The following is an 18,855-nucleotide window of genomic DNA, read 5'->3' on the forward strand; positions in this document are numbered from 1 at the left end:
GAATGAGTGATCAACAAAGTGGTGATGGCGATAACAAATTACTTTACTGTTCTTTTTGCGGTAAAAGTCAGCATGAAGTCAGAAAGTTAATTGCCGGACCATCTGTTTTTATATGCGATGAATGTGTCGAGCTGTGTAATGACATTATTCGTGAAGAAATTAAAGAAATTTCCCCGAAGAAAAAGCAAGATGCTTTACCTAAACCTCAAGAAATACACAGTCATTTGGACGACTATGTAATCGGTCAGGAATACGCGAAAAAAGTATTGTCTGTAGCGGTATACAATCATTACAAGCGTTTGCGCAATGGCGATGTACACGAAGGCGTTGAGCTTGGCAAAAGTAATATTTTGTTAATTGGTCCTACTGGTAGCGGTAAAACCCTGCTTGCGGAGACTCTGGCAAGGTTGTTAGACGTGCCATTTACAATGGCTGATGCGACGACACTGACCGAAGCGGGATACGTAGGTGAAGATGTCGAGAACATCATTCAGAAGCTACTGCAAAAATGTGACTATGACGTTGAAAAAGCGCAACGTGGTATCGTCTACATCGATGAAATCGATAAGATTTCCAGAAAATCCGATAATCCGTCAATCACGCGAGACGTATCAGGTGAGGGGGTACAGCAGGCGCTGTTGAAACTCATCGAAGGCACGGTAGCTTCAGTACCGCCACAAGGTGGACGTAAGCATCCACAACAAGAGTTCTTGCAAGTGGATACGTCTAAGATTCTGTTTATTTGTGGTGGAGCTTTTGCAGGATTAGATAAGATTATCGAGCAAAGAGCTAATACCGGGACAGGCATAGGATTTGGTGCGCAAGTTAAAGGTGCTGATAACAGCCGTTCTGTGAGCGACCTGTTCCAACAAGTTGAGCCAGAAGATTTGGTAAAATATGGATTAATCCCTGAGTTTATCGGGCGATTACCAGTCGTTACCAGCCTGGAAGAGCTCAATGAAGAGGCACTGATTCAAATTCTTAAAGAACCAAAGAACGCCTTGACGAAACAATACGGTGCCTTGTTCTCTCTGGAGAACGTGGAGCTTGAGTTCAGAGATGATGCATTGAATGCCATCGCTAAAAAAGCCATGGACAGAAAAACCGGTGCACGAGGCCTGCGCTCTATCGTAGAAGGTGTTCTGCTGGATACCATGTACGAGCTACCTTCACTGAAAGAAGTGAGTAAGGTGGTCATCGACGAAAGTGTCATTAAAGGTGAATCCAAGCCTATTCTTATTTATGACAATACGGCTGATAAAAAGGCCGCATCGGAATAATTCTTAAAGGCTCTGCGGAGCCTTTGTTATTTATTTGGTTGGCTCTTCAATCATTATTTGATCTTTCTCTTTCGAGCCCCATATTCAAGTAAAAAAGTAAACGAGTTAATTAGCATGAGTGAACAGCGAGAAGATCGCATAGAAATGCCGGTACTGGCGTTGCGTGATGTTGTAGTTTATCCGCATATGGTCATTCCTTTATTCGTAGGGCGTGAAATGTCAATTCGATGTCTCGAAGCCGCTATGGAGAATGACAAGCAAATTTTTTTAGTGGCGCAAAAAGATGCCACTATCGATGACCCTAAAGAAGAAGATATCTACACCATAGGCACTATCGCAACCATTCTACAGTTATTGAAGTTACCTGATGGCACTGTAAAAGTGCTCGTTGAGGGGACGGTACGAGGTAGTATTGCCGAATTTGTGCAAACTGAAGATTACTTTGTGGCTAATGTCGTTAAGTCCGAAAGTGAATCACTGTCTGAGTCTGAACAAGAGGTCTTAATACGTTCAGCCGTGTCTCAGTTTGAAGGCTATGTAAAGCTCAACAAAAAAATCCCACCTGAGGTTTTAACTTCTCTCAATGGTATCGAAGACGCTGCTCGTCTGGCGGACACTATGGCGGCTCACATGCCGCTAAAGCTGGCAGAAAAGCAAAAAGTGTTAGAAATGAATGATATCGCTGAACGTCTTGAATATCTCATGGCGCTAATGGAAGGCGAGATAGACTTACTGCAAGTTGAGAAAAAGATTCGGACACGCGTTAAAAAGCAGATGGAAAAAAGCCAGCGTGAGTATTACCTGAATGAGCAAATGAAAGCAATTCAAAAGGAGCTGGGAGAATTAGACGAAGCGCCAGATGAGTTTGAAGCGTTAAACAAGAAAATTAATGACGCCAAAATGCCTGATGAGGCGAAAGAGAAAGCCACTTCAGAGTTGAATAAGCTCAAGATGATGTCGCCGATGTCTGCTGAAGCAACTGTGGTGCGCAGTTATATCGACTGGCTTATCAATGTCCCTTGGTTTAAGCGCAGCAAAGTGAAAAAAGACCTGAGCAATGCGCAAAAGATCCTGGATGAGGATCACTATGGTTTAGATAAGGTCAAAGAGCGTATTATTGAGTATCTTGCGGTACAGCAGCGTGTACGCAAGCTAAAAGGGCCTATTTTGTGTCTTGTAGGGCCTCCTGGTGTGGGTAAAACGTCATTGGGACAATCCATCGCCAAAGCTACGGGGCGAAAATATGTGCGCATGGCATTAGGCGGAGTACGTGATGAAGCAGAGATCCGCGGTCACAGAAGAACTTACATTGGTTCCTTGCCCGGAAAGCTGATCCAGAAAATGGCGAAAGTGGAAGTTAAGAACCCACTGTTTTTGCTTGATGAAATCGACAAGATGTCATCGGACATGCGCGGCGATCCCGCCTCAGCTTTACTGGAAGTTTTGGATCCGGAACAAAACAACAGCTTTAGTGACCACTACCTAGAAGTGGATTACGATCTTTCTGATGTGATGTTTGTGGCCACTTCCAACAGTATGAATATACCCGGCCCATTACTAGACAGAATGGAAGTCATCCGACTTTCAGGTTATACCGAAGACGAAAAGCTCAACATTGCGCAACGGCACTTAGTGAAAAAACAAATGTCTCGCAATGGTTTGAAAGAGGGCGAACTGGAAATCGAAGAGTCGGCCATTATTGGTATTATCCGATATTACACGCGTGAGGCTGGTGTCAGAGCTCTCGAGAGAGAGGTATCGAAAATCTGTCGCAAGGCGGTAAAACAAATCTTGCTAAACAAAAAGTCGGAAAAAGTTGTCGTTAATCAGGAAAATCTCAAAGAATACCTTGGTGTGCAAAGACATGACTATGGTAAGGCTGATAAGAACAATCAAATTGGTCAAGTAACAGGCTTAGCATGGACCCAGGTTGGTGGTGATTTGCTAACTATTGAAGCCACGTCCGTGCCAGGAAAAGGTAAAACTACTTTCACTGGTTCGTTAGGCGACGTGATGCAAGAGTCCATACAAACGGCGATGACGGTTGTGCGCAGTCGTGCCGATATGTTGCGCATCAATCCAGAGTTTCATGAAAAACGCGATATACACGTTCATGTCCCTGAAGGTGCCACTCCGAAAGATGGTCCCAGTGCGGGTATCGCCATGTGCACGGCATTAGTTTCAAGCTTAACCGGTAATCCCGTTAAGTGTGATGTTGCCATGACCGGTGAAATTACTTTGCGTGGAGAAGTACTGGCTATTGGTGGTCTCAAGGAGAAATTATTGGCCGCTCATCGCGGTGGCATCAAAGTCGTAGTTATACCTAAGGATAATGAGAGAGACTTGGAAGAGATTCCGGATAATGTTAAGAGTGATTTGTCTATCCATCCAGTACAGTGGATCGATGAGGTTTTAGAGTTGGCATTGCAGGAAAATCCACAAGGATTTGAGCCTGTGGCAGCAAATATTGCTTGATTATCATACATATTTTAATTTTTTTATGACATTTGCTCATTTGGGGCTTCCCAATCCGTAAACTTGTGGTAGCCTTTTGTTGTGTCCCGCTAGAACCCTTGCCACGCAAGGGGTGGCGGTAAATCGTTAATTTTTAAAAAATTGTTAAACATAGCTTGAAGTTCGCGTTCAAGCTTGTTATAACGGTTCCGCAACAACAAATGCGGAACAACAAATAATAACAATTGAAGGGGATGATATTGTGAACAAGTCTCAACTTATCGACGCGATTGCAGAGAACGCCGACATTTCTAAAGCAGCTGCTGGCAGAGCTTTAGACGCTTTCACTGACGCAGTTACAGAGGCTCTTAAAAACGACGACCAAGTTGCTCTGGTTGGCTTTGGTACTTTCTCAGTTCGTGAACGCTCTGCTCGCAGTGGTCGCAACCCACAAACTGGTGAGACTATCCAAATTTCTGCTGCTAAAGTTCCTTCTTTCAAAGCTGGTAAAGCTCTGAAAGACGCGTGTAACTAATTAGTTACTCGAGCTTAAGTTAAAAAGGGCGTGTAAGCGCCCTTTTTTGATCCAAAAATCTAACCCTCATTCGCTAGCATTACATAACGTTCACGGCTTTGGCCAACAGCATTAAATTAATCCTGATTCTGATGTGCAATTCCTGTAGCGGTTGCGGTATAATCCCGCGCGAATTTAGTTTTGAGGTGATGAAAGAGTAAGCCTAATGTTGGAAAAAATAAGAGAAGGGGCCACAGGAATTACGGCCAAAATTATTCTCGGTATTATCATTTTGAGTTTTATATTTGCTGGAGTTGGTGGTTATATAAATTCCAGTGCAGATACCGCAGCGGCAACTGTAAATGGTGAAGAAATTACGACTTCTTCATTCGAACAAGCTTATCAGTCCGAAAGAAGCCGTATGGAATCACAGTTAGGTGAGACCTTTAACCAGCTTGCGGCAAATCCAGAGTATCTGAAAACCTTCAGAGAAGGGGTTTTGCAGAGACTTATCAATGATAAGTTGATGGATCAGAAGGTCAGAGAATTAGGTCTTCGTGTTAGCGACAGCGAGTTGCGAGAAACAATCGTTAACATGCCTGAGTTTTCTGTTGCGGGGCAGTTTAATAATGATCGTTATCAGGCATTGTTGTTACAGGCTGGCTTTAAACCTGCTGAGTTTAGAGATTACTTACGCGGGCAAATGGCGCGTCAGCAACTCAGTACGGCGCTGGGACAATCTGACTTTGCTTTACCTTCCGAAGCAACAAACTTCCTTAATATTCAGAACCAAACTCGCGATGCGCGTTATTTTGAAGTGCCTGCCTCATTGTTCGAAGCCGAAGTGGAAATTTCTGAGCAAGATATTAATGACTATTATCAGGCAAATATTGCACAGTACGATACTGAAGAAAAGGTAGACGTTACTTACGTTGAAGTTAAGGTTGAAGATTTTGTCGCTGAAGCGGTTGTAGATGAAGCCGATATTGCTCTTTATTACGAAGAGAATCTGGGCAACTATAGAACTGAAGAAGAGCGACGTGCCGCCCACATCCTGATAGAGTTTGGCGATGATGAGCAAGCGAGTCTTGAAAAAGCCGAAGCAATTTTGACACGCATTAATGCGGGAGAAGATTTTGCGGAAGTAGCAAAGAGCGAATCTGACGATACTTTCAGCGGCGAAAACGGTGGTGACCTGGATTGGTTTACTCGCGGTGTGATGGACGCAGATTTTGAAGAGGCTGCGTTTGCACTCGAGTCAGCTGGAGATGTGAGTGACGTAGTTCGCAGTGAATTTGGATTTCACATTATCAAGCTCACAGATGTTAAAGGCGAATCAGTAGAGCCACTGGAAACTGTTCGTGCAGATATTGAAGCCCAATTGAAGCAAGAAGTAGCGCTGGGCGAGTATCTCGATGTGCAACAAACCATGTCTCAATTGGCATTTGAAATCCCGGATTCACTGGAAGAGGTCGCAGCTGCAGGCAATACTCAACTTAAAAGCCTAAACGGTATTACCAGAAATACCGCTCAGGCGCCATTTGATAATAGTATTTTGTTAAACAGAGCTTTCTCGGAAGAGTTGATTGAAGACCGAGTAAATAGTGATGTTATCGAGCTAAATGATGAACATTTTGTGGTGTTCCGTGTCTCTGGGCATGAATCTGAACGCACTCTGCCATTGTCTGAGGTTAAGGAGCAAATCGTAGCCAGCTTAACAGCTGAAAAGTCGCAGGAATTAGCACTGCAGTGGGCTGAAACCGTTGTTGCTGATATTACTAATCAAGCCGCCCTCGAAGCAGCGATGCAAGCAAAGGAAGTGGAATGGACTCAGTTGGCCTCGTTAGAGCGTTACTCTGGAGAGTTAAACAGTTCTTTGAGTGGTGAGTTGTTTAAACTGGGAAGCATCGATGCTGCCAGAGCCGTTGAAATGAATAATGGCAATGTGGGCGTTGTACAGCTATTGGCAATCAACCAACCAGAAGCACCAACCGAAGCGGACTTAAATGCAATTACGCAGAATCTAAGTTCGAACAACGGACAATTAGTGTTTTCTGCTTTGATTGAAGCGTTGAATAATCAAGCTGAGGTTGAGTCAGTAACTCAGTAGTCACTTTATAGCTGAGGTTCGGTGCTGATATCGAACCTCAGTTCTTATCAATTTTCCAGTAGTTTGCTCAGAACCAATGATTGATGAGCGTCCAATAACTTCTTCATATACTCACTTTTTGGCCAATTAAATACGACGTCGGTTTTACCGGATTCGATAACCTCACCATTTTGCAAAATGAGTATTCTGTCGCTAATGTGTCTCACTATTCCCAGGTTGTGGGAAATAAAGATATAGCTCAGCCCGAGTTCTCGTTGCAAGCGCATTAACAAATTGACCATTTGCGATCTTACTGACGGATCCAAGGCCGCAAAGGGCTCATCGGCTACTATCACTTGTGGGTTTAATATCAGTGCTCTGGCAAGCACTACGCGTTGTCTTTGCCCATCAGATAACATGTGCCTATAAAAATGGGCATGCTCTCTTAATAAGCCAACCTGGCGAAGCGTCGAGGAAATCTTATCCCTTCTCTGCTTGGCATCCAGTGATGTGTTTAAGCGCAATGGCTCTTCCAGAATGGTGCCTATGGTAAGGGCAGGGTTCAGCGACTCCTTGGAGTGTTGAAATATCATCCTGATATTAAGACTGCGTTGCTTGAGGTTTCTGTGTCTGAGCTTCTGTCCATTCAACAGGATTTGTCCTGAAGCTGGCGGGATCACGCCTGTTAGTAAGTTTGCCAGGGTGCTCTTTCCGGAGCCATTGTCGCCAACTATGGCCAACGTTTCGCCGGCGTTAAGTTCAAAGTTAATTGGGCCAACGGTAAATTTTTCCGGTTTCTGCCACAAATTTTTGCGTTCTTTACGGATGAACTTCAGATTTTTGACAGTAAGAAGCGCACTCATTTTAAAGGCCTGTGTAGTGGAAAATGGCAACTGTAATAATGGTTGTGTATGTGTCTCGGCGCTGGAATTTTTACACACTCTTTTTGCGCCCTTGGGCAACGGGGCCCGAGACGACACCCAATGGGCAGATGTTGTAGTGTCGGTATGGTACCTTCCAATGCAATTAAATTAGATTTGGGCAGCAGGTCTTTACTAAAACTGGGAGCACTGTCTAACAGCGCTTTAGTGTAAGGGTGTAAAGGTCGCTTGCGCAGATTTGCCATTAGTCCGCTCTCGACGGTTTGGCCACAATAAAGAACGGTCATGGAATGACACATGGAAGATATTGCTAGTAAGTCATGGCTAACAAACAAAATACTGAGATTCCGATTTTGATTCAATCGTGACAAAAGCTTGAGTATTTGACTTTTAACTGTGGTTTCCATGCCCATAGTTGGTTCATCAGCAATCAATAGCTTAGGCTCTGATACCAGTGCCATAGCAATCATAAACTTTTGACAGATAGCATCAGAAAGTTGATGAGGAAAACTGGAAAGACAAAGCTCGTGATTTTTGATGCCAACTTTGTGCAATTGCCTTGATACCATTTCCTTGCGCTTCTGCTGGCGTTGCCAAAACCAGCCTTTACCGATCAGGTGATCAGGAATAGTTTCTTCCAGCTGCTCTCCAAGGGATGCAGTGGGATCCAAGGAGCTTACCGGATTTTGAAATATGACTGCGATATCGTCCTTGATCGTCCTGCGTCTTTCCTCTCTCGTCATGGAAAGCAAGTCGTTACCTTTCCAGTTCAGACGATCCGCAGTCAATTGCCAGGTGTCATTAATGGCACCCACAATCGATTTAACAATCAGACTTTTTCCTGAGCCTGATTCACCTACTAATGCCCGTATTTCACTCTCATCTATGGTAAGACTGACCTTATCCAGCGCTTTTACTCTTCCGCCGGTAGTATCTATTTCTAATGTCAGGTTTTTAATATCGAGTAATGGCATTAGTGTTTTAACCTGTTTCTCAAGGCTGATCTCAAACCGTCTCCAACCACATTGATGGATATGATCGCAATGAATATGGCAGCACCCGGGGCGGCAATACACCAAGGAGCGATATAAGCGATATCTAGCCCTTCGGATAACATAGCTCCCAATTCTGCATCAGGTGCCTGCACACCTAAATTCAAAAAGCCAAGGGCACTGATATCTAAAATGGCAATGGAAAGAGCCAAAGTCCCTTGTACTACCAACATCTCTACCATATTCGGGAGCAGAGAAAACAAAAAGATCCTGAAGGGAGAGGCGCCATCTAAGCGGGCAGCGATGACGTATTCTTTATTGATTTCGACACGCACGAAGTCTCGAGTGTAATGAATAAATTGAGGGATCAGCGCCAGAGTAATGGCCCACATGGAATTGACTAAGCCCGGACCCAATATAGCAACGATAATAATGGCGATTAACAGGGTGGGGATTGCCATCATTGAATCGAGTAAGTGGTTTAAAATACTACTGCGCATGCCACTATTCATGCCTGCAAATGCGCCAATGGCGACACCAATAATCATGGCTATCAGAACCAGAAAAACACTGATACCAAAGGTGACACGGCTGCCATAGATAACACGTGTTAATACATCCCTGCCTAAACCGTCGGTACCCAGCACATGAGTTATGCCACCGTTGCCGTCCCAGGCGGGAGGAACGAGCAGAGCATCAGTGTTTTGTTCTAGTGGCGTGTAGGGCGTAATCAGTGGCCCAAACAGAATGAACAAGGTGATACAGGCAAGAACACACAGACCAATAAAGGCAACATGGCTTTTCCTGAACTCATACCAGGTTTGACGCAGCGGGGAAGGAAACTGCTCCTCTTGGTAAAGACTAGATTTTAACACGTTGTCTGTACAGCCTTCTTGGATCGATAATCTTGTGAATAATATCAATAAATACGGTGAAAATGACCACCAAACTAGAAACCGCCAACATACCTGCTCTAATTGCCGGGTAGTCACCCTGATAGATGGCTTGTAACAGCCAATTTCCAATGCCAGGCCATGAGAAGATACTCTCAACAATCATGGCATTAGTGAGTAATGTCGTAAACTGCAACGCCAGCTGCGGCATGATTGGGATGATAGTATTGCGTATTCCATGGCGTAAAATAACCTGAGTGCGATTCAGGCCTTTTGCGGTTGCTGCTTTAATATATTCACTACTCATTACCTCAATAACTGAGCGTCGCGTTATGCGCAAGATGATCGTGCTGGTAACTATTGAAATGGATAAAGTAGGTAATACCAGATGCTCTAAAGCATCGGTAAACGCATCCCATTTATAAGGTAAATCAGAGCTGAGAATATCAATGAGGATAAAGCCTGTTTGCGGAGGAATGTCATATAGTAAACTGATACGTCCTGATATAGGAAACCATCCTAACTGCAAAGAGAGTACTAAAATTAATAGCAGTGCCAGCCAGAAAACAGGAATGGAGTAGCCTACTAAACTGAACGATAAAATACTGTAATCAGTTAGCTTGTTGTGCTTAAGTCCTGAAATAAAGCCAAGTGGAATACCCACAGCCAAAGAGATAAAAAGGGCGTAGGCGCTCAACTCAATACTGGCCGGGAGGGTAGTTAGTATTTCCTGAAATAAAGGTTGCCCCGAGCTAAAGCTCTGCCCCCATTGACCTTGCCAAAGCATCTCAAGGTATGCCATGAATTGCCAGAATACACCTTCATTTTCTTTGTAGAGTGCTGCAAAGAGTTCTCGCTGTTCTGGGGTGTCAAAATGAACGCCTGTAAGGTTGGTTAAATAATCACCGGGAAATAACCAAGCCAAACCAAATGATGCCATGGCTAGCATGAACAAGGTAAAAACTAACAGATTGAGTCGACGGAACAGATACAAACTCATTGCGCAATCACCACATCACCAAATCTGATACCACCAAACGGATTAATCACCAGGTTGTGAACGTTCTTTCGATACGCTTGGAAACGATAGGCATGCGCTATTGGTACTAGTGGTATCTGGTCGGCAATAATAGCATTCGCTGTTTGATACAGAGCTGCTCTTGTTTGCGGGTCGGAATAAGTAAGTGCATCGTCAATGATCTCATCAAAGGTTTTATTACACCACTTGGCTCGGTTGGTTCCCGAGTCAATTGCGGCACAACTTAAAACAGGGCGATAGAAGTTATCAGGATCGCCATTGTCAGCAGACCATCCAATAAGCACTGAATCGTGGGCGCCACTATCAAGACGCCTGCGAAACAAGCTCCACTCGAAGCTAATAATTTCCACGTTTATGTCCAACTGCTCGAGATAACCTTGGATTAACTCCGCCATCATAATCGCATTGGGATTATAGGCTCGCTCAATTGGCATCGCCCATATATTCATTGTAAAGCCAGGTTCAATACCATTTTCTCGCAACAAATCCCGGGCAAGAACGGGGTTATAACTATTATCTCGTAAATCTGCTTGATATGCCCAACTGCTCGGCGGGATCAGGCCATTAGCTTTAATAGCACTGTCAAAGTACACAGCCTCCAGAATACTGGATTTATCGATCCCCATTGCTAGCGCCCGCCTAACCTCTGGATTATCAAAAGGGGGTTTGCTGGTATTGAATGCCCAAAAACCCACATTCAGTCCCGGCTTCTCGTCTAACATCAGATTGTCTCTGTCGCGAATGATGTCCAGTTCACTATGGGCGGGTAAAGACATGACATCACATTCTCCGGTCATCAGCTTGGCCAAACGCAATGAACTGGAGGGAGTTATGTCATAAATCAATTGTTCGATAGTTTGATCGTGTTTCCAGTACTCTTGATGTTTTGCATATCGAATGAAGCGGTCTTTTCTGTAACTTACAAACTTGAATGGCCCACTACCAATCGGTTGCTCATCGAGTAACTGAGGTTGATTCGTGGTTAAAAGCTGCTCGGCATATTCTTTGGATAAAATAATGGCAAAATCGGTTGCCAGGTTGGCCAGAAACGAGCTGTCGGGTTTGTTTAATTCAATTTCGATGCGATAACCATTAATACGGCGTACATCTTTTATCAGTTTATCCAATCCCAGACTCACGAAATAAGGGTAATCACTGACATCAATATCGTGAAATGGATGAGACTCCAGGCGCCAGCGGTTGATGCTAAAAATAACATCGTCGGCATTCAGGTAACGGGATGGCTGGAAATAAGGCGTCTGGTGAAAGCTGACGCGTTTTCTCAGCTGAAAGGTATAAATCAAACCATTACCGCTCACTCGCCAACTCTCAGCTATCCCCGGAATAATTTGGCTGTCTTCTGGATCAAATTCTAACAACCTGTCATATAACTGATGAGATGTGGCGTCAACGGTGGTGCCTGAAGTATCAAGTTGAGGGTTAAAACTGGTTGGACTGCCCTCAGAGCAATAAACAAGACCTTCAGATTTAAACTGAATTTCCTGGTTTTTGCTACATGCTGTCAATAGTGATAACGAAAACGCTATTGTCAGAATACAGCTGTGCTTAAGATTAATCTTCAACTGATTGATCCAACAGATTGTATTTTTTCAGATAGCCGCGCAATTGATGATATGTCAGGGACAGCTTCTCAGCAGTTTTCTTTTGGTTGTAATGGCTATCGGCCAAGGCTTGTTTAATCATATCAATTTCGTAGTTTTGACTGAGTTCTTTGAGATCTACCGGAAACTCAAAACTATTCAATGCTGCACTTTCAACAAGGTCAGGTTTACTGACTGCATCGTTACTCGAGACTGTCGTATCAGGTTGAATAATAGCGGTTGCCATTGGCGCGCTAGTGGTAATGCGGTCCTGTGTTTTGATGCGCTTTTTAGGGCGATATTCAGACTCAAATGGGTCGATAATAATATCGTGTACTGGTACATAAGGATTATTGGTGCGGTACACTGAGCGCTCTACTACGTTTTTTAATTCCCGGATATTGCCTGGCCAATCGTAGTCCAGTAGCACGCGTTTTGCTTTTTCCGTAAAACCACTAAAAAGCTCGAGCTCCATTTCCCGAATCATATTAATGGCAAAGTGCTCGGCCAATACCAAGATATCCTCCCGGCGCTCCCTTAGAGGGGGCAGGGTGATCACGTCGAAGGCTAATCGGTCTAGTAAGTCGGCGCGAAACTCTCCGTTTTCTGCTAGACCCGGCAGGTCTTCGTTGGTTGCAGCAATCAGGCGCACGTCGACTTTGACTGAACGAGAGCCGCCAACACGTTCGAATTCACCGTATTCGATGACTCTCAGAAGCTTTTCCTGTATGAGCCCTGAGGTATTAGCCAATTCGTCCAGAAACAGTGTGCCATTATGGGCCACCTCAAACCGTCCCTCTCTGCGCTTGTTAGCCCCGGTAAAAGCACCTGCTTCATAGCCGAACAGTTCAGACTCCAGCAGTGATTCGCTTAATGCAGCACAGTTGAGTTTTATATAAGGTTGATCCCAGCGCCTAGAAAGGTAATGCAAACGGGCGGCAATTAACTCTTTACCCGTTCCCCGTTCACCGATAACCAGTACCGGCTTAGTCAATGTCGCAATTTGAGATATTTGCTCCAGCACTTCCAGAAAACTGTTGGCCTGGCCAATAAGATTGTCTTGTTGACGAAATCGACTCATGAAAAACCTTATTTTTTGGTTTAATTAACCAATTAATGGTAAAAACAGAATAATAGGCCAAATGTTAACTAATTGCTAAGCTTAATAATACTACTTAATTCAAAGGGTTACGGACTTATCCTGTTTGGCCTGTTATTTGAATAGTAATTCTCAGTATTTTAGCAATCAGAATGAGATAAAAACTAAGAGGTAACAATTATGGGTATTTTTTCTCGTTTTTCCGATATTGTAAATTCAAATATCAATTCTCTATTAGATAAGGCAGAAGATCCTGAGAAAATGGTACGCCTGATCATTCAGGAAATGGAAGATACGTTGGTTGAAGTGCGTTCAGCATCAGCGAAGACTTTGGCCAATAAAAAGGATATCTCTCGTCAAATAGACAAGTTAGAGCATGAAGCTAGCGATTGGGCTGCGAAAGCAGAATTAGCCTTGAGCAAGGGCAGGGAAGACTTGGCTCGCGCCGCTTTGGTGGAAAAGAAGAAGTGTATTGAACACGCCGACAGTTTAAAACATGAGCTGGGCCTTCTGGAAGAGCAATTAACTAAGTTGAAAGCTGAAGTGGAACAGCTGCAAGAAAAGCTTGCGGATGCCAAATCCCGTCAAAAGGCGATCATAATGCGCCAGAAGACAGTGAGCTCACGTTTGGAAGTGAAAAAACGTTTAGATAGCAGTAAAGTTGATGATGCAATGGATCGGTTTGAGCGATATGAGCAAAAAATCGACAGTCTGGAATCTCAGGTAGATGCTTATGACATAGGCAAAAAGACGCTTTCGGATGAATTCGCGGAACTTGAATCAGAAAACAAGGTGGAAGATGAATTAGCCGCCATGAAAGCCAAGCTAAAAACTCAGAAAAAAGATAATAAAAAAGATGCTAAGTAAGTAGCTTAAAGAAACTGGAGGTTGCTCGTGGAAGATGTTGTAGGAATTATTGTTGCGCCAATTGTTGTGTTTTTAGTCATCGTGGCGCCTATTTGGTTGATTTTACACTACCGCAGTAAGAAGCAATTGAGTCAAGGCTTATCAGAAGCAGAGATTCGAACGCTCAATGATTTGGCTCGTCAGGCAGAGGGCATGGCAGATCGGATCAAAACACTGGAGTCCATTCTTGACGAAGAGGCACCGGATTGGCGTAACAAGGTGTGATTATGAAAAAAGAACTATACAGAGATACAGAAAAAGGCAAGATTGCAGGCGTTTGCGCCGGACTAGCAGAGTACTTTGGGTGGGAGCTTTGGTTGGTTCGAATCATTTTCATTTCAGGCTTTTTACTAACCGGCTCCTTTTTCTTTATGGCGTATGTTATCGGGTGGTTTGTGTTAGACAAAAAAAATCCAGAACATGTCCAGAAGAACCCGCTCTCAGTAGCCGCTGATAAATCCAAAGGCTGGGTATCTAACCTTGGTGATGATGTGAAAGTAGAGGTGAAATCCAAAGTTTGGCAAGCCGGTGAGCCGCCTAAGCAGGCCTTTAAAGACATTCATTGTCACTTCGGTAAACTGGAATTGAGATTGCACAAGATGGAGTCTTATGTGACGTCTTCGGAATTCCAATTAAACCGAGAGTTCAACAAACTCTAAAGAATGAGAACCTTTACCATTGGTAAAGGTTTTTTTATGGCTGTTAAATACCGTCGCCAACTAATGTCTTGTAGTGGTCTTACAAGCCAACTTATCGCTGCTTTTTCCAACAACTTCTTCGCTTTGTTGCATCTACGCACTTTCCTTTCTCGGTGTTATGAGATAGATTCGTAACATTATCTTTACATAAGCTAGGGGAAGTTGAGTGCGGCTTGAGATTACTTGCCATGACCGATTGGGTATTACTCAGGATGTATTGGATATTCTCGTTAAATACAATATTGATCTGCGTGGCATAGAGATTGACCCTGCGGGGAAAATATTCCTTAGTTTTCCAACTATTGAATTTAACGAATTTCAACATCTAATGCCAGAGATCCGTAAGCTCAGTGGCGTAACCGATGTTAAAACCACTCCGTTTATGCCGATTGAACGGGAGCGTAACGAGTTAAATGCGATTCTTGAAACCTTGCCTGATCCGGTTTTTTCTGTTGATGCCAAAGGCAGAATAATGCTGACCAACGATGCTGCCGCCTCTAGTTTAGATGAGGAGCGACAAAGTCTTTTGGGAATTCAGGTATCTGAACTGGTTAAAGGCTTCAATGTCGTAAAGTGGTTGGAAAGCAAAGATATCAACATTCAGGCCCACAAAGTTAAATTTGTGGAGCAAGACTTCCTGGCTGATTTTTTCCCGGTGTTTGTGCCTGACTCATCACAATCTCCTATTTTGGCCGGAGCAGTCATTCTACTCAAATCTGAATTTCGACTCGGCCAACAATTCAGTGTTTTTCATCAGCCCGGAGAAGAAAGCTTTAATCATATTTTTGCGCAAAGTACCGCGATGAAACGAACTGTTCGGGAAGCTAAAAAGTTTGCCGAATCAAATTTACCATTATTGTTTTTTGGGGAAACCGGAACAGGTAAAGAAACCTTAGCCAGGGCTTGTCACTCCATAACAGCTGGCAGTGAGAAGGTGTTCTGTCAGGTAGTGGTTACCGGGAAATCTGACGAGGAACTGGATGGCATATTATTTGGTGATAACACAACACCCGGTGTGCTGAATGACGAACAAAACGGTACTGTGTTATTGAAAGAAATCAATGACTTGAGTGCCTTTATTCAAGCAAAGTTGTGGGCTTGGCTACAACAAAATGAGAAACAATATCAGAGTGGCAATAGTGAGTCGAAACAGGCCAGGCTGATGGTAACGACACAGGAAGATATTAGCCTAGCTGTCACAGAGGGTAAGTTCAGAGAAGATCTGTATTTCAGATTAACATCGTTGGTGTTACCAGTACCATCTCTGCGAGACCGTAAAGGCGATGTCATTGGTTTGGCGGAATTATTCCTGAAACAACAAGCTCTTAGAATGGGCAAGCGGGTTCCCAAACTCTCAAGAGCAGCAGTTGATTTGTTGCAGGCTCATTCATGGCCGGGGAATGTCAGGCAGCTAGAAAATACAGTTTGTCGGGCGATGCTAACGGCAACAGGTAGAGAGATTCACAAAGAAAATATTCAGCTTCCGGGTAATGCCTCTGGTTTCAGTTTTTCCTCAACTGACTTTGAAGGAACCTTGGATGAAGCGGTGAAGAAGTTTGAAAAGTCATTGCTCAGGCAGCTTTACCCTAGCTATCCTAGCACCAGACAGTTGGCGAAAAAGCTGGGGTTAAGCCATACTGCTATCGCCAACAAACTGCGGGAATACGGCATTAGCCGTAAAACTATAAAAATATAATTCGGCGGGATATGTTCCAGCTAGATTTTTGAACCTTCGGGAGAAAGATATGAAACTGTATGGCTATTGGCGGTCATCAGCGAGCTATCGGGTTAGAATCGCATTAAACCTGAAAGAAATTGACTATGAATACATCCCTGTGCATCTGGTAAAAGATGGGGGGCAGCAGCACTCAGATGACTATAAGTTGTTGAACCCGGGGGAACTTGTCCCAACTTTGGTGGATAGCGAAAATGAGTACGACATTATCCTCAACCAATCTCTAGCTATCATTGAATATCTGGATGAGCGTTTTCCGGAAAAGTGTAAATTGTTGCCAGAACACAAGCTCGATAGAGCTCGAGTTAGGACGGTGGCATACGATCTGGCGTGTGATGCTCAGCCTATTCAGAACTTAAGAGTACTGCAATATTTGGAGAAAAATTTAAATGCGCAGCAATCTGAAAAGGCTCAGTGGGCAAAACATTGGATTGAACAGGCTTTTGCTACTGTTGAAAGGCGAATTCAAAATACTGCGGCAGATTTCTGTTTTGGCTTCAATGTCTCCTTGGCTGACGCAGTGTTAGTACCCCAGTATTACAACGCGGTGCGCTTTGATGTTGACATGCACAAGTATCCCCTGATTCAGCGTGTTGTAGACAATTGTAATAAATTGGATGCCTTCAAAGCGGCTGCGCCAGAAGCACAGCCAGATGCCCAATAACCTTAATCGCCGGGCATTGAAACGCGCACTTGCTATTGTGACTTGATAGGCAGTTCTGTGGTGTTTTTCACTTGCTTTAGTGCAAAGGTGGAGCTCAGGTGGTCAACGCAGGGGAGGTGAGTTAATTTGGATTTCAACAATTGCTCATACTCCTCAATACTTTCAACAATGACTTTGAGCAAATAGTCTTTTTCGCCACTGGTGGTATGACACTCGATAATTTCCGGGATATCCTGAACGGCTTCTTCAAAACCATTGAGTGATTCAGTGTCGTGGTTCTTTAATGTAACGTAAATAAATACACTGACGCCAAGGTTCAGTAGTTTATTATCCAATAAAGTCACTTTGCTTTTTATAATGCCGGCACTTTCGAGTTTTTTCACTCTGCGCCAGCAAGGGGTATGGGATAAGCCAACTAACTGGCTTAAATCTGCCATTGAGACAGTGGCGTCGCGCTGCAGCACTCTAAGTATTTCTCGGTCGAATTTGTCTAATTTCATGTAGGAGATAGTGTTTTTATTTTTGGGAAAGGTAACAGGAATTTTCTATTTCAGGAAGGAATTTAGTACAAAATCTTCTTGAACGGTCTTTTTTAACCTGCTAACAGGATAGATTGTGCTTTTTATTGAATTTACGCTGGTTGCAGCTACATTTCTTGGAATTTTTTCCTTACAGCGAATAGGCTATTACCTTGATTAATTCTGGGGCGCCGCATAGTTTGCCCGGGGCAAAATAAGTAATATCCAATAATTGCAATAAACAACAAAAAGAAAACCCTATGTCTGTATTTGAACATCATGAATTTGACCAACACGAGCAAGTCTTATTTTGCAAAGATAAGGCATCTGGATTGCAAGCCATTATTGCAGTGCACAACACCAACTTAGGCGCTTCGTTGGGTGGTTGCCGAATGTGGAACTATACCGACAGTGGTGAAGCACTGACGGATGTTCTGCGGCTTTCCAAGGGAATGACCTATAAAGCTGCAATGGCTAATTTGAAACAAGGTGGTGGCAAGGCCGTGATCATCGGCAATCCGCATACGGATAAAACACCGGAAATGATGGCGGCGATGGGACGCTTTGTTAACTCTGCTCAAGGTGCTTATATTACCGCTGAAGATTCAGGTATCAGTATTGATGACTTGAACAAGATGCACGAATTCAGTGAGCACATTGCGGGAATTCACTCCAGATATAGTTTTCATGGCGGCCATGCTGATGGCAATCCTGCTCCGGCAACGGCCTATGGTGTATTTGTTGGATTAAAGCAATCTGTTAAATACAAATTAGGCACAGATCTGAAGGGGTTGAGGGTTGCGATACAAGGTTTGGGACATGTTGGGTATCGCCTGGCACAGCACCTGAAAAACGAAGGCGCTGAGCTGATTGTTACAGACATCTACGAGCAACAACTGCAACGTGCAGAGTCTGAGTTTGGCGCAAAAATTGTCAGTCCGGAAGAGATTATCCATCAAGATGTTGACGTATTTGCCCCCTGTGCCATGGGCGCCGTGCTCAACGAGCGAACGATTCCGCAATTGAAATGTAAAGTGGTGGCTGGAGCAGCTAACAATCAACTGGCCAAAGAGTCCCACGGTCAAATGGTGATGGACGCTGGCATTCTTTACGCTCCAGATTATGTCATTAACGCCGGCGGCATTATTGATATTTATCATCAGAATCAGGAAGACAGCAGTGCTCAGGCATTGAAAGAGCACCTTGAAGGTATTGGTGGTACATTACAAGAAATCTACAAAAGAGCCGATGCAGAGTCTCTGCCTACTAACCAGGTGAGCAATCTGATTGCTGAAGAACGCTTTGGTAAATAAATGAGTTCAGTTAGGGACTGATATTTATTTGCAGTCCCTCTTTTATTTGGGCATACTACGCCCCCGATTTCGATGGTGGTCCTGTTGGTCCTCCCGCAATGATAGTCTGTGAACCCGGTCAGGCCCGGAAGGGAGCAGCCGCAGCAGATGACTCATGTGCCGGGATGTGGCTGGTGGGA

17 protein-coding genes and 1 other RNA gene are annotated in these 18,855 nt (G+C 44.0%); 11 read left to right on the top strand and 7 right to left on the bottom strand.

Annotated features, from left to right (window positions below; translation table 11 throughout):
- Positions 1–2: 2 nt before the first annotated feature.
- From clpX to AABA75_RS06290, 4 genes are all read left to right on the top strand, one after another.
- Positions 3–1,280 (top strand): ATP-dependent protease ATP-binding subunit ClpX, encoded by a 1,278-nt coding sequence (gene clpX, locus AABA75_RS06275; protein ID WP_338291704.1) that lies wholly within the window; start codon positions 3–5, stop codon positions 1,278–1,280.
- Between the two features lie 114 nt (positions 1,281–1,394).
- Positions 1,395–3,755 carry an endopeptidase La gene (lon, locus tag AABA75_RS06280; protein WP_338291706.1) on the top strand — a complete coding sequence of 787 codons (2,361 nt, stop codon included), beginning with the start codon at positions 1,395–1,397 and terminating at the stop codon, positions 3,753–3,755.
- Between the two features lie 217 nt (positions 3,756–3,972).
- Positions 3,973–4,269, top strand: a complete 297-nt coding sequence (locus tag AABA75_RS06285) for an HU family DNA-binding protein (RefSeq protein WP_338294813.1) — start codon at positions 3,973–3,975, stop codon at positions 4,267–4,269.
- A 205-nt stretch (positions 4,270–4,474) separates the two neighbouring features.
- A complete protein-coding gene (locus AABA75_RS06290) occupies positions 4,475–6,358 on the top strand; it encodes a SurA N-terminal domain-containing protein (RefSeq protein WP_338291707.1) in 1,884 nt (627 codons plus the stop codon).
- Positions 6,359–6,405: 47 nt separating this feature from the next.
- On the opposite strand, the gene AABA75_RS06295 is transcribed toward AABA75_RS06290, so the two are convergent.
- From AABA75_RS06295 to pspF, 6 genes are read right to left on the bottom strand one after another with little or no spacing between them, the layout of a single operon-like run.
- Positions 6,406–7,200 carry an ATP-binding cassette domain-containing protein gene (locus tag AABA75_RS06295; protein WP_338291709.1) on the bottom strand — a complete coding sequence of 265 codons (795 nt, stop codon included), beginning with the start codon at positions 7,198–7,200 and terminating at the stop codon, positions 6,406–6,408.
- On the bottom strand, positions 7,197–8,192 hold the full coding sequence (locus AABA75_RS06300; protein ID WP_338291710.1) for an oligopeptide/dipeptide ABC transporter ATP-binding protein: 996 nt from the start codon (positions 8,190–8,192) through the stop codon (positions 7,197–7,199). Before AABA75_RS06300 ends, AABA75_RS06295 begins: the two co-directional genes overlap by 4 nt.
- A complete protein-coding gene (locus AABA75_RS06305; protein ID WP_338291711.1) occupies positions 8,192–9,085 on the bottom strand; it encodes an ABC transporter permease subunit in 894 nt (297 codons plus the stop codon). Before AABA75_RS06305 ends, AABA75_RS06300 begins: the two co-directional genes overlap by 1 nt.
- The gene (locus AABA75_RS06310; RefSeq protein WP_338291712.1) at positions 9,072–10,103 is read right to left on the bottom strand and encodes an ABC transporter permease; all 1,032 of its coding nucleotides are present in this window, start codon (positions 10,101–10,103) and stop codon (positions 9,072–9,074) included. The genes AABA75_RS06305 and AABA75_RS06310 overlap by 14 nt, the downstream gene beginning before the upstream one ends.
- Positions 10,100–11,725 carry an ABC transporter substrate-binding protein gene (locus AABA75_RS06315; protein ID WP_425325566.1) on the bottom strand — a complete coding sequence of 542 codons (1,626 nt, stop codon included), beginning with the start codon at positions 11,723–11,725 and terminating at the stop codon, positions 10,100–10,102. Before AABA75_RS06315 ends, AABA75_RS06310 begins: the two co-directional genes overlap by 4 nt.
- Positions 11,715–12,824, bottom strand: coding sequence for a phage shock protein operon transcriptional activator (pspF, locus tag AABA75_RS06320; RefSeq protein WP_338291713.1), 1,110 nt, complete (start codon positions 12,822–12,824; stop codon positions 11,715–11,717). Before pspF ends, AABA75_RS06315 begins: the two co-directional genes overlap by 11 nt.
- A 198-nt stretch (positions 12,825–13,022) precedes the next feature.
- On the opposite strand from pspF, the gene pspA reads away from it, so the two are divergent.
- The 5 genes from pspA to maiA all read left to right on the top strand — a co-directional run bounded on the left by pspA (position 13,023) and on the right by maiA (position 16,845).
- Positions 13,023–13,709 carry a phage shock protein PspA gene (pspA, locus tag AABA75_RS06325; RefSeq protein ID WP_338291714.1) on the top strand — a complete coding sequence of 229 codons (687 nt, stop codon included), beginning with the start codon at positions 13,023–13,025 and terminating at the stop codon, positions 13,707–13,709.
- A 27-nt stretch (positions 13,710–13,736) separates the two neighbouring features.
- Positions 13,737–13,973: an envelope stress response membrane protein PspB gene (gene pspB, locus AABA75_RS06330; protein WP_338291715.1), complete on the top strand. Its 237-nt coding sequence runs from the start codon at positions 13,737–13,739 to the stop codon at positions 13,971–13,973.
- Positions 13,974–13,975: 2 nt separating this feature from the next.
- On the top strand, positions 13,976–14,407 hold the full coding sequence (gene pspC, locus AABA75_RS06335; RefSeq protein WP_338291716.1) for an envelope stress response membrane protein PspC: 432 nt from the start codon (positions 13,976–13,978) through the stop codon (positions 14,405–14,407).
- Between the two features lie 205 nt (positions 14,408–14,612).
- Complete coding sequence (locus AABA75_RS06340) at positions 14,613–16,142, top strand: TyrR/PhhR family helix-turn-helix DNA-binding protein (protein WP_338291717.1); 1,530 nt, start codon at positions 14,613–14,615, stop codon at positions 16,140–16,142.
- 49 nt (positions 16,143–16,191) lie between these two features.
- The gene (gene maiA, locus AABA75_RS06345) at positions 16,192–16,845 is read left to right on the top strand and encodes a maleylacetoacetate isomerase (protein WP_338291718.1); all 654 of its coding nucleotides are present in this window, start codon (positions 16,192–16,194) and stop codon (positions 16,843–16,845) included.
- A gap of 32 nt (positions 16,846–16,877) precedes the next feature.
- On the opposite strand, the gene AABA75_RS06350 is transcribed toward maiA, so the two are convergent.
- Positions 16,878–17,345, bottom strand: a complete 468-nt coding sequence (locus tag AABA75_RS06350) for an Lrp/AsnC family transcriptional regulator (RefSeq protein WP_338291719.1) — start codon at positions 17,343–17,345, stop codon at positions 16,878–16,880.
- Positions 17,346–17,623: 278 nt separating this feature from the next.
- Between AABA75_RS06350 and AABA75_RS06355 the strand changes: the two genes are divergently transcribed.
- Together AABA75_RS06355 and ffs are read left to right on the top strand one after the other, a co-directional pair.
- Positions 17,624–18,676 carry a Glu/Leu/Phe/Val dehydrogenase dimerization domain-containing protein gene (locus AABA75_RS06355; RefSeq protein WP_338291720.1) on the top strand — a complete coding sequence of 351 codons (1,053 nt, stop codon included), beginning with the start codon at positions 17,624–17,626 and terminating at the stop codon, positions 18,674–18,676.
- Positions 18,677–18,758: 82 nt separating this feature from the next.
- Positions 18,759–18,855: signal recognition particle sRNA small type (ffs, locus tag AABA75_RS06360), an RNA gene on the top strand.

The organism is Planctobacterium marinum (assembly GCF_036322805.1).
GTDB classification, from domain to species: Bacteria; Pseudomonadota; Gammaproteobacteria; order Enterobacterales; family Alteromonadaceae; genus Planctobacterium; species Planctobacterium marinum_A.

What these genes read in the sequence shown, in the direction of transcription:
- clpX (WP_338291704.1), top strand. Translation starts at nt 3, where the DNA reads ATGAGTGATCAACAAAGTGGTGATGGCGATAACAAATTACTTTACTGT.
- lon (WP_338291706.1), top strand. Translation starts at nt 1,395, where the DNA reads ATGAGTGAACAGCGAGAAGATCGCATAGAAATGCCGGTACTGGCGTTG.
- AABA75_RS06290 (WP_338291707.1), top strand. Translation starts at nt 4,475, where the DNA reads ATGTTGGAAAAAATAAGAGAAGGGGCCACAGGAATTACGGCCAAAATT.
- AABA75_RS06295 (WP_338291709.1), bottom strand. Translation starts at nt 7,200, where the DNA reads ATGAGTGCGCTTCTTACTGTCAAAAATCTGAAGTTCATCCGTAAAGAA.
- AABA75_RS06300 (WP_338291710.1), bottom strand. Translation starts at nt 8,192, where the DNA reads ATGCCATTACTCGATATTAAAAACCTGACATTAGAAATAGATACTACC.
- AABA75_RS06310 (WP_338291712.1), bottom strand. Translation starts at nt 10,103, where the DNA reads ATGAGTTTGTATCTGTTCCGTCGACTCAATCTGTTAGTTTTTACCTTG.
- pspF (WP_338291713.1), bottom strand. Translation starts at nt 12,824, where the DNA reads ATGAGTCGATTTCGTCAACAAGACAATCTTATTGGCCAGGCCAACAGT.
- pspA (WP_338291714.1), top strand. Translation starts at nt 13,023, where the DNA reads ATGGGTATTTTTTCTCGTTTTTCCGATATTGTAAATTCAAATATCAAT.
- pspC (WP_338291716.1), top strand. Translation starts at nt 13,976, where the DNA reads ATGAAAAAAGAACTATACAGAGATACAGAAAAAGGCAAGATTGCAGGC.
- maiA (WP_338291718.1), top strand. Translation starts at nt 16,192, where the DNA reads ATGAAACTGTATGGCTATTGGCGGTCATCAGCGAGCTATCGGGTTAGA.
- AABA75_RS06350 (WP_338291719.1), bottom strand. Translation starts at nt 17,345, where the DNA reads ATGAAATTAGACAAATTCGACCGAGAAATACTTAGAGTGCTGCAGCGC.
- AABA75_RS06355 (WP_338291720.1), top strand. Translation starts at nt 17,624, where the DNA reads ATGTCTGTATTTGAACATCATGAATTTGACCAACACGAGCAAGTCTTA.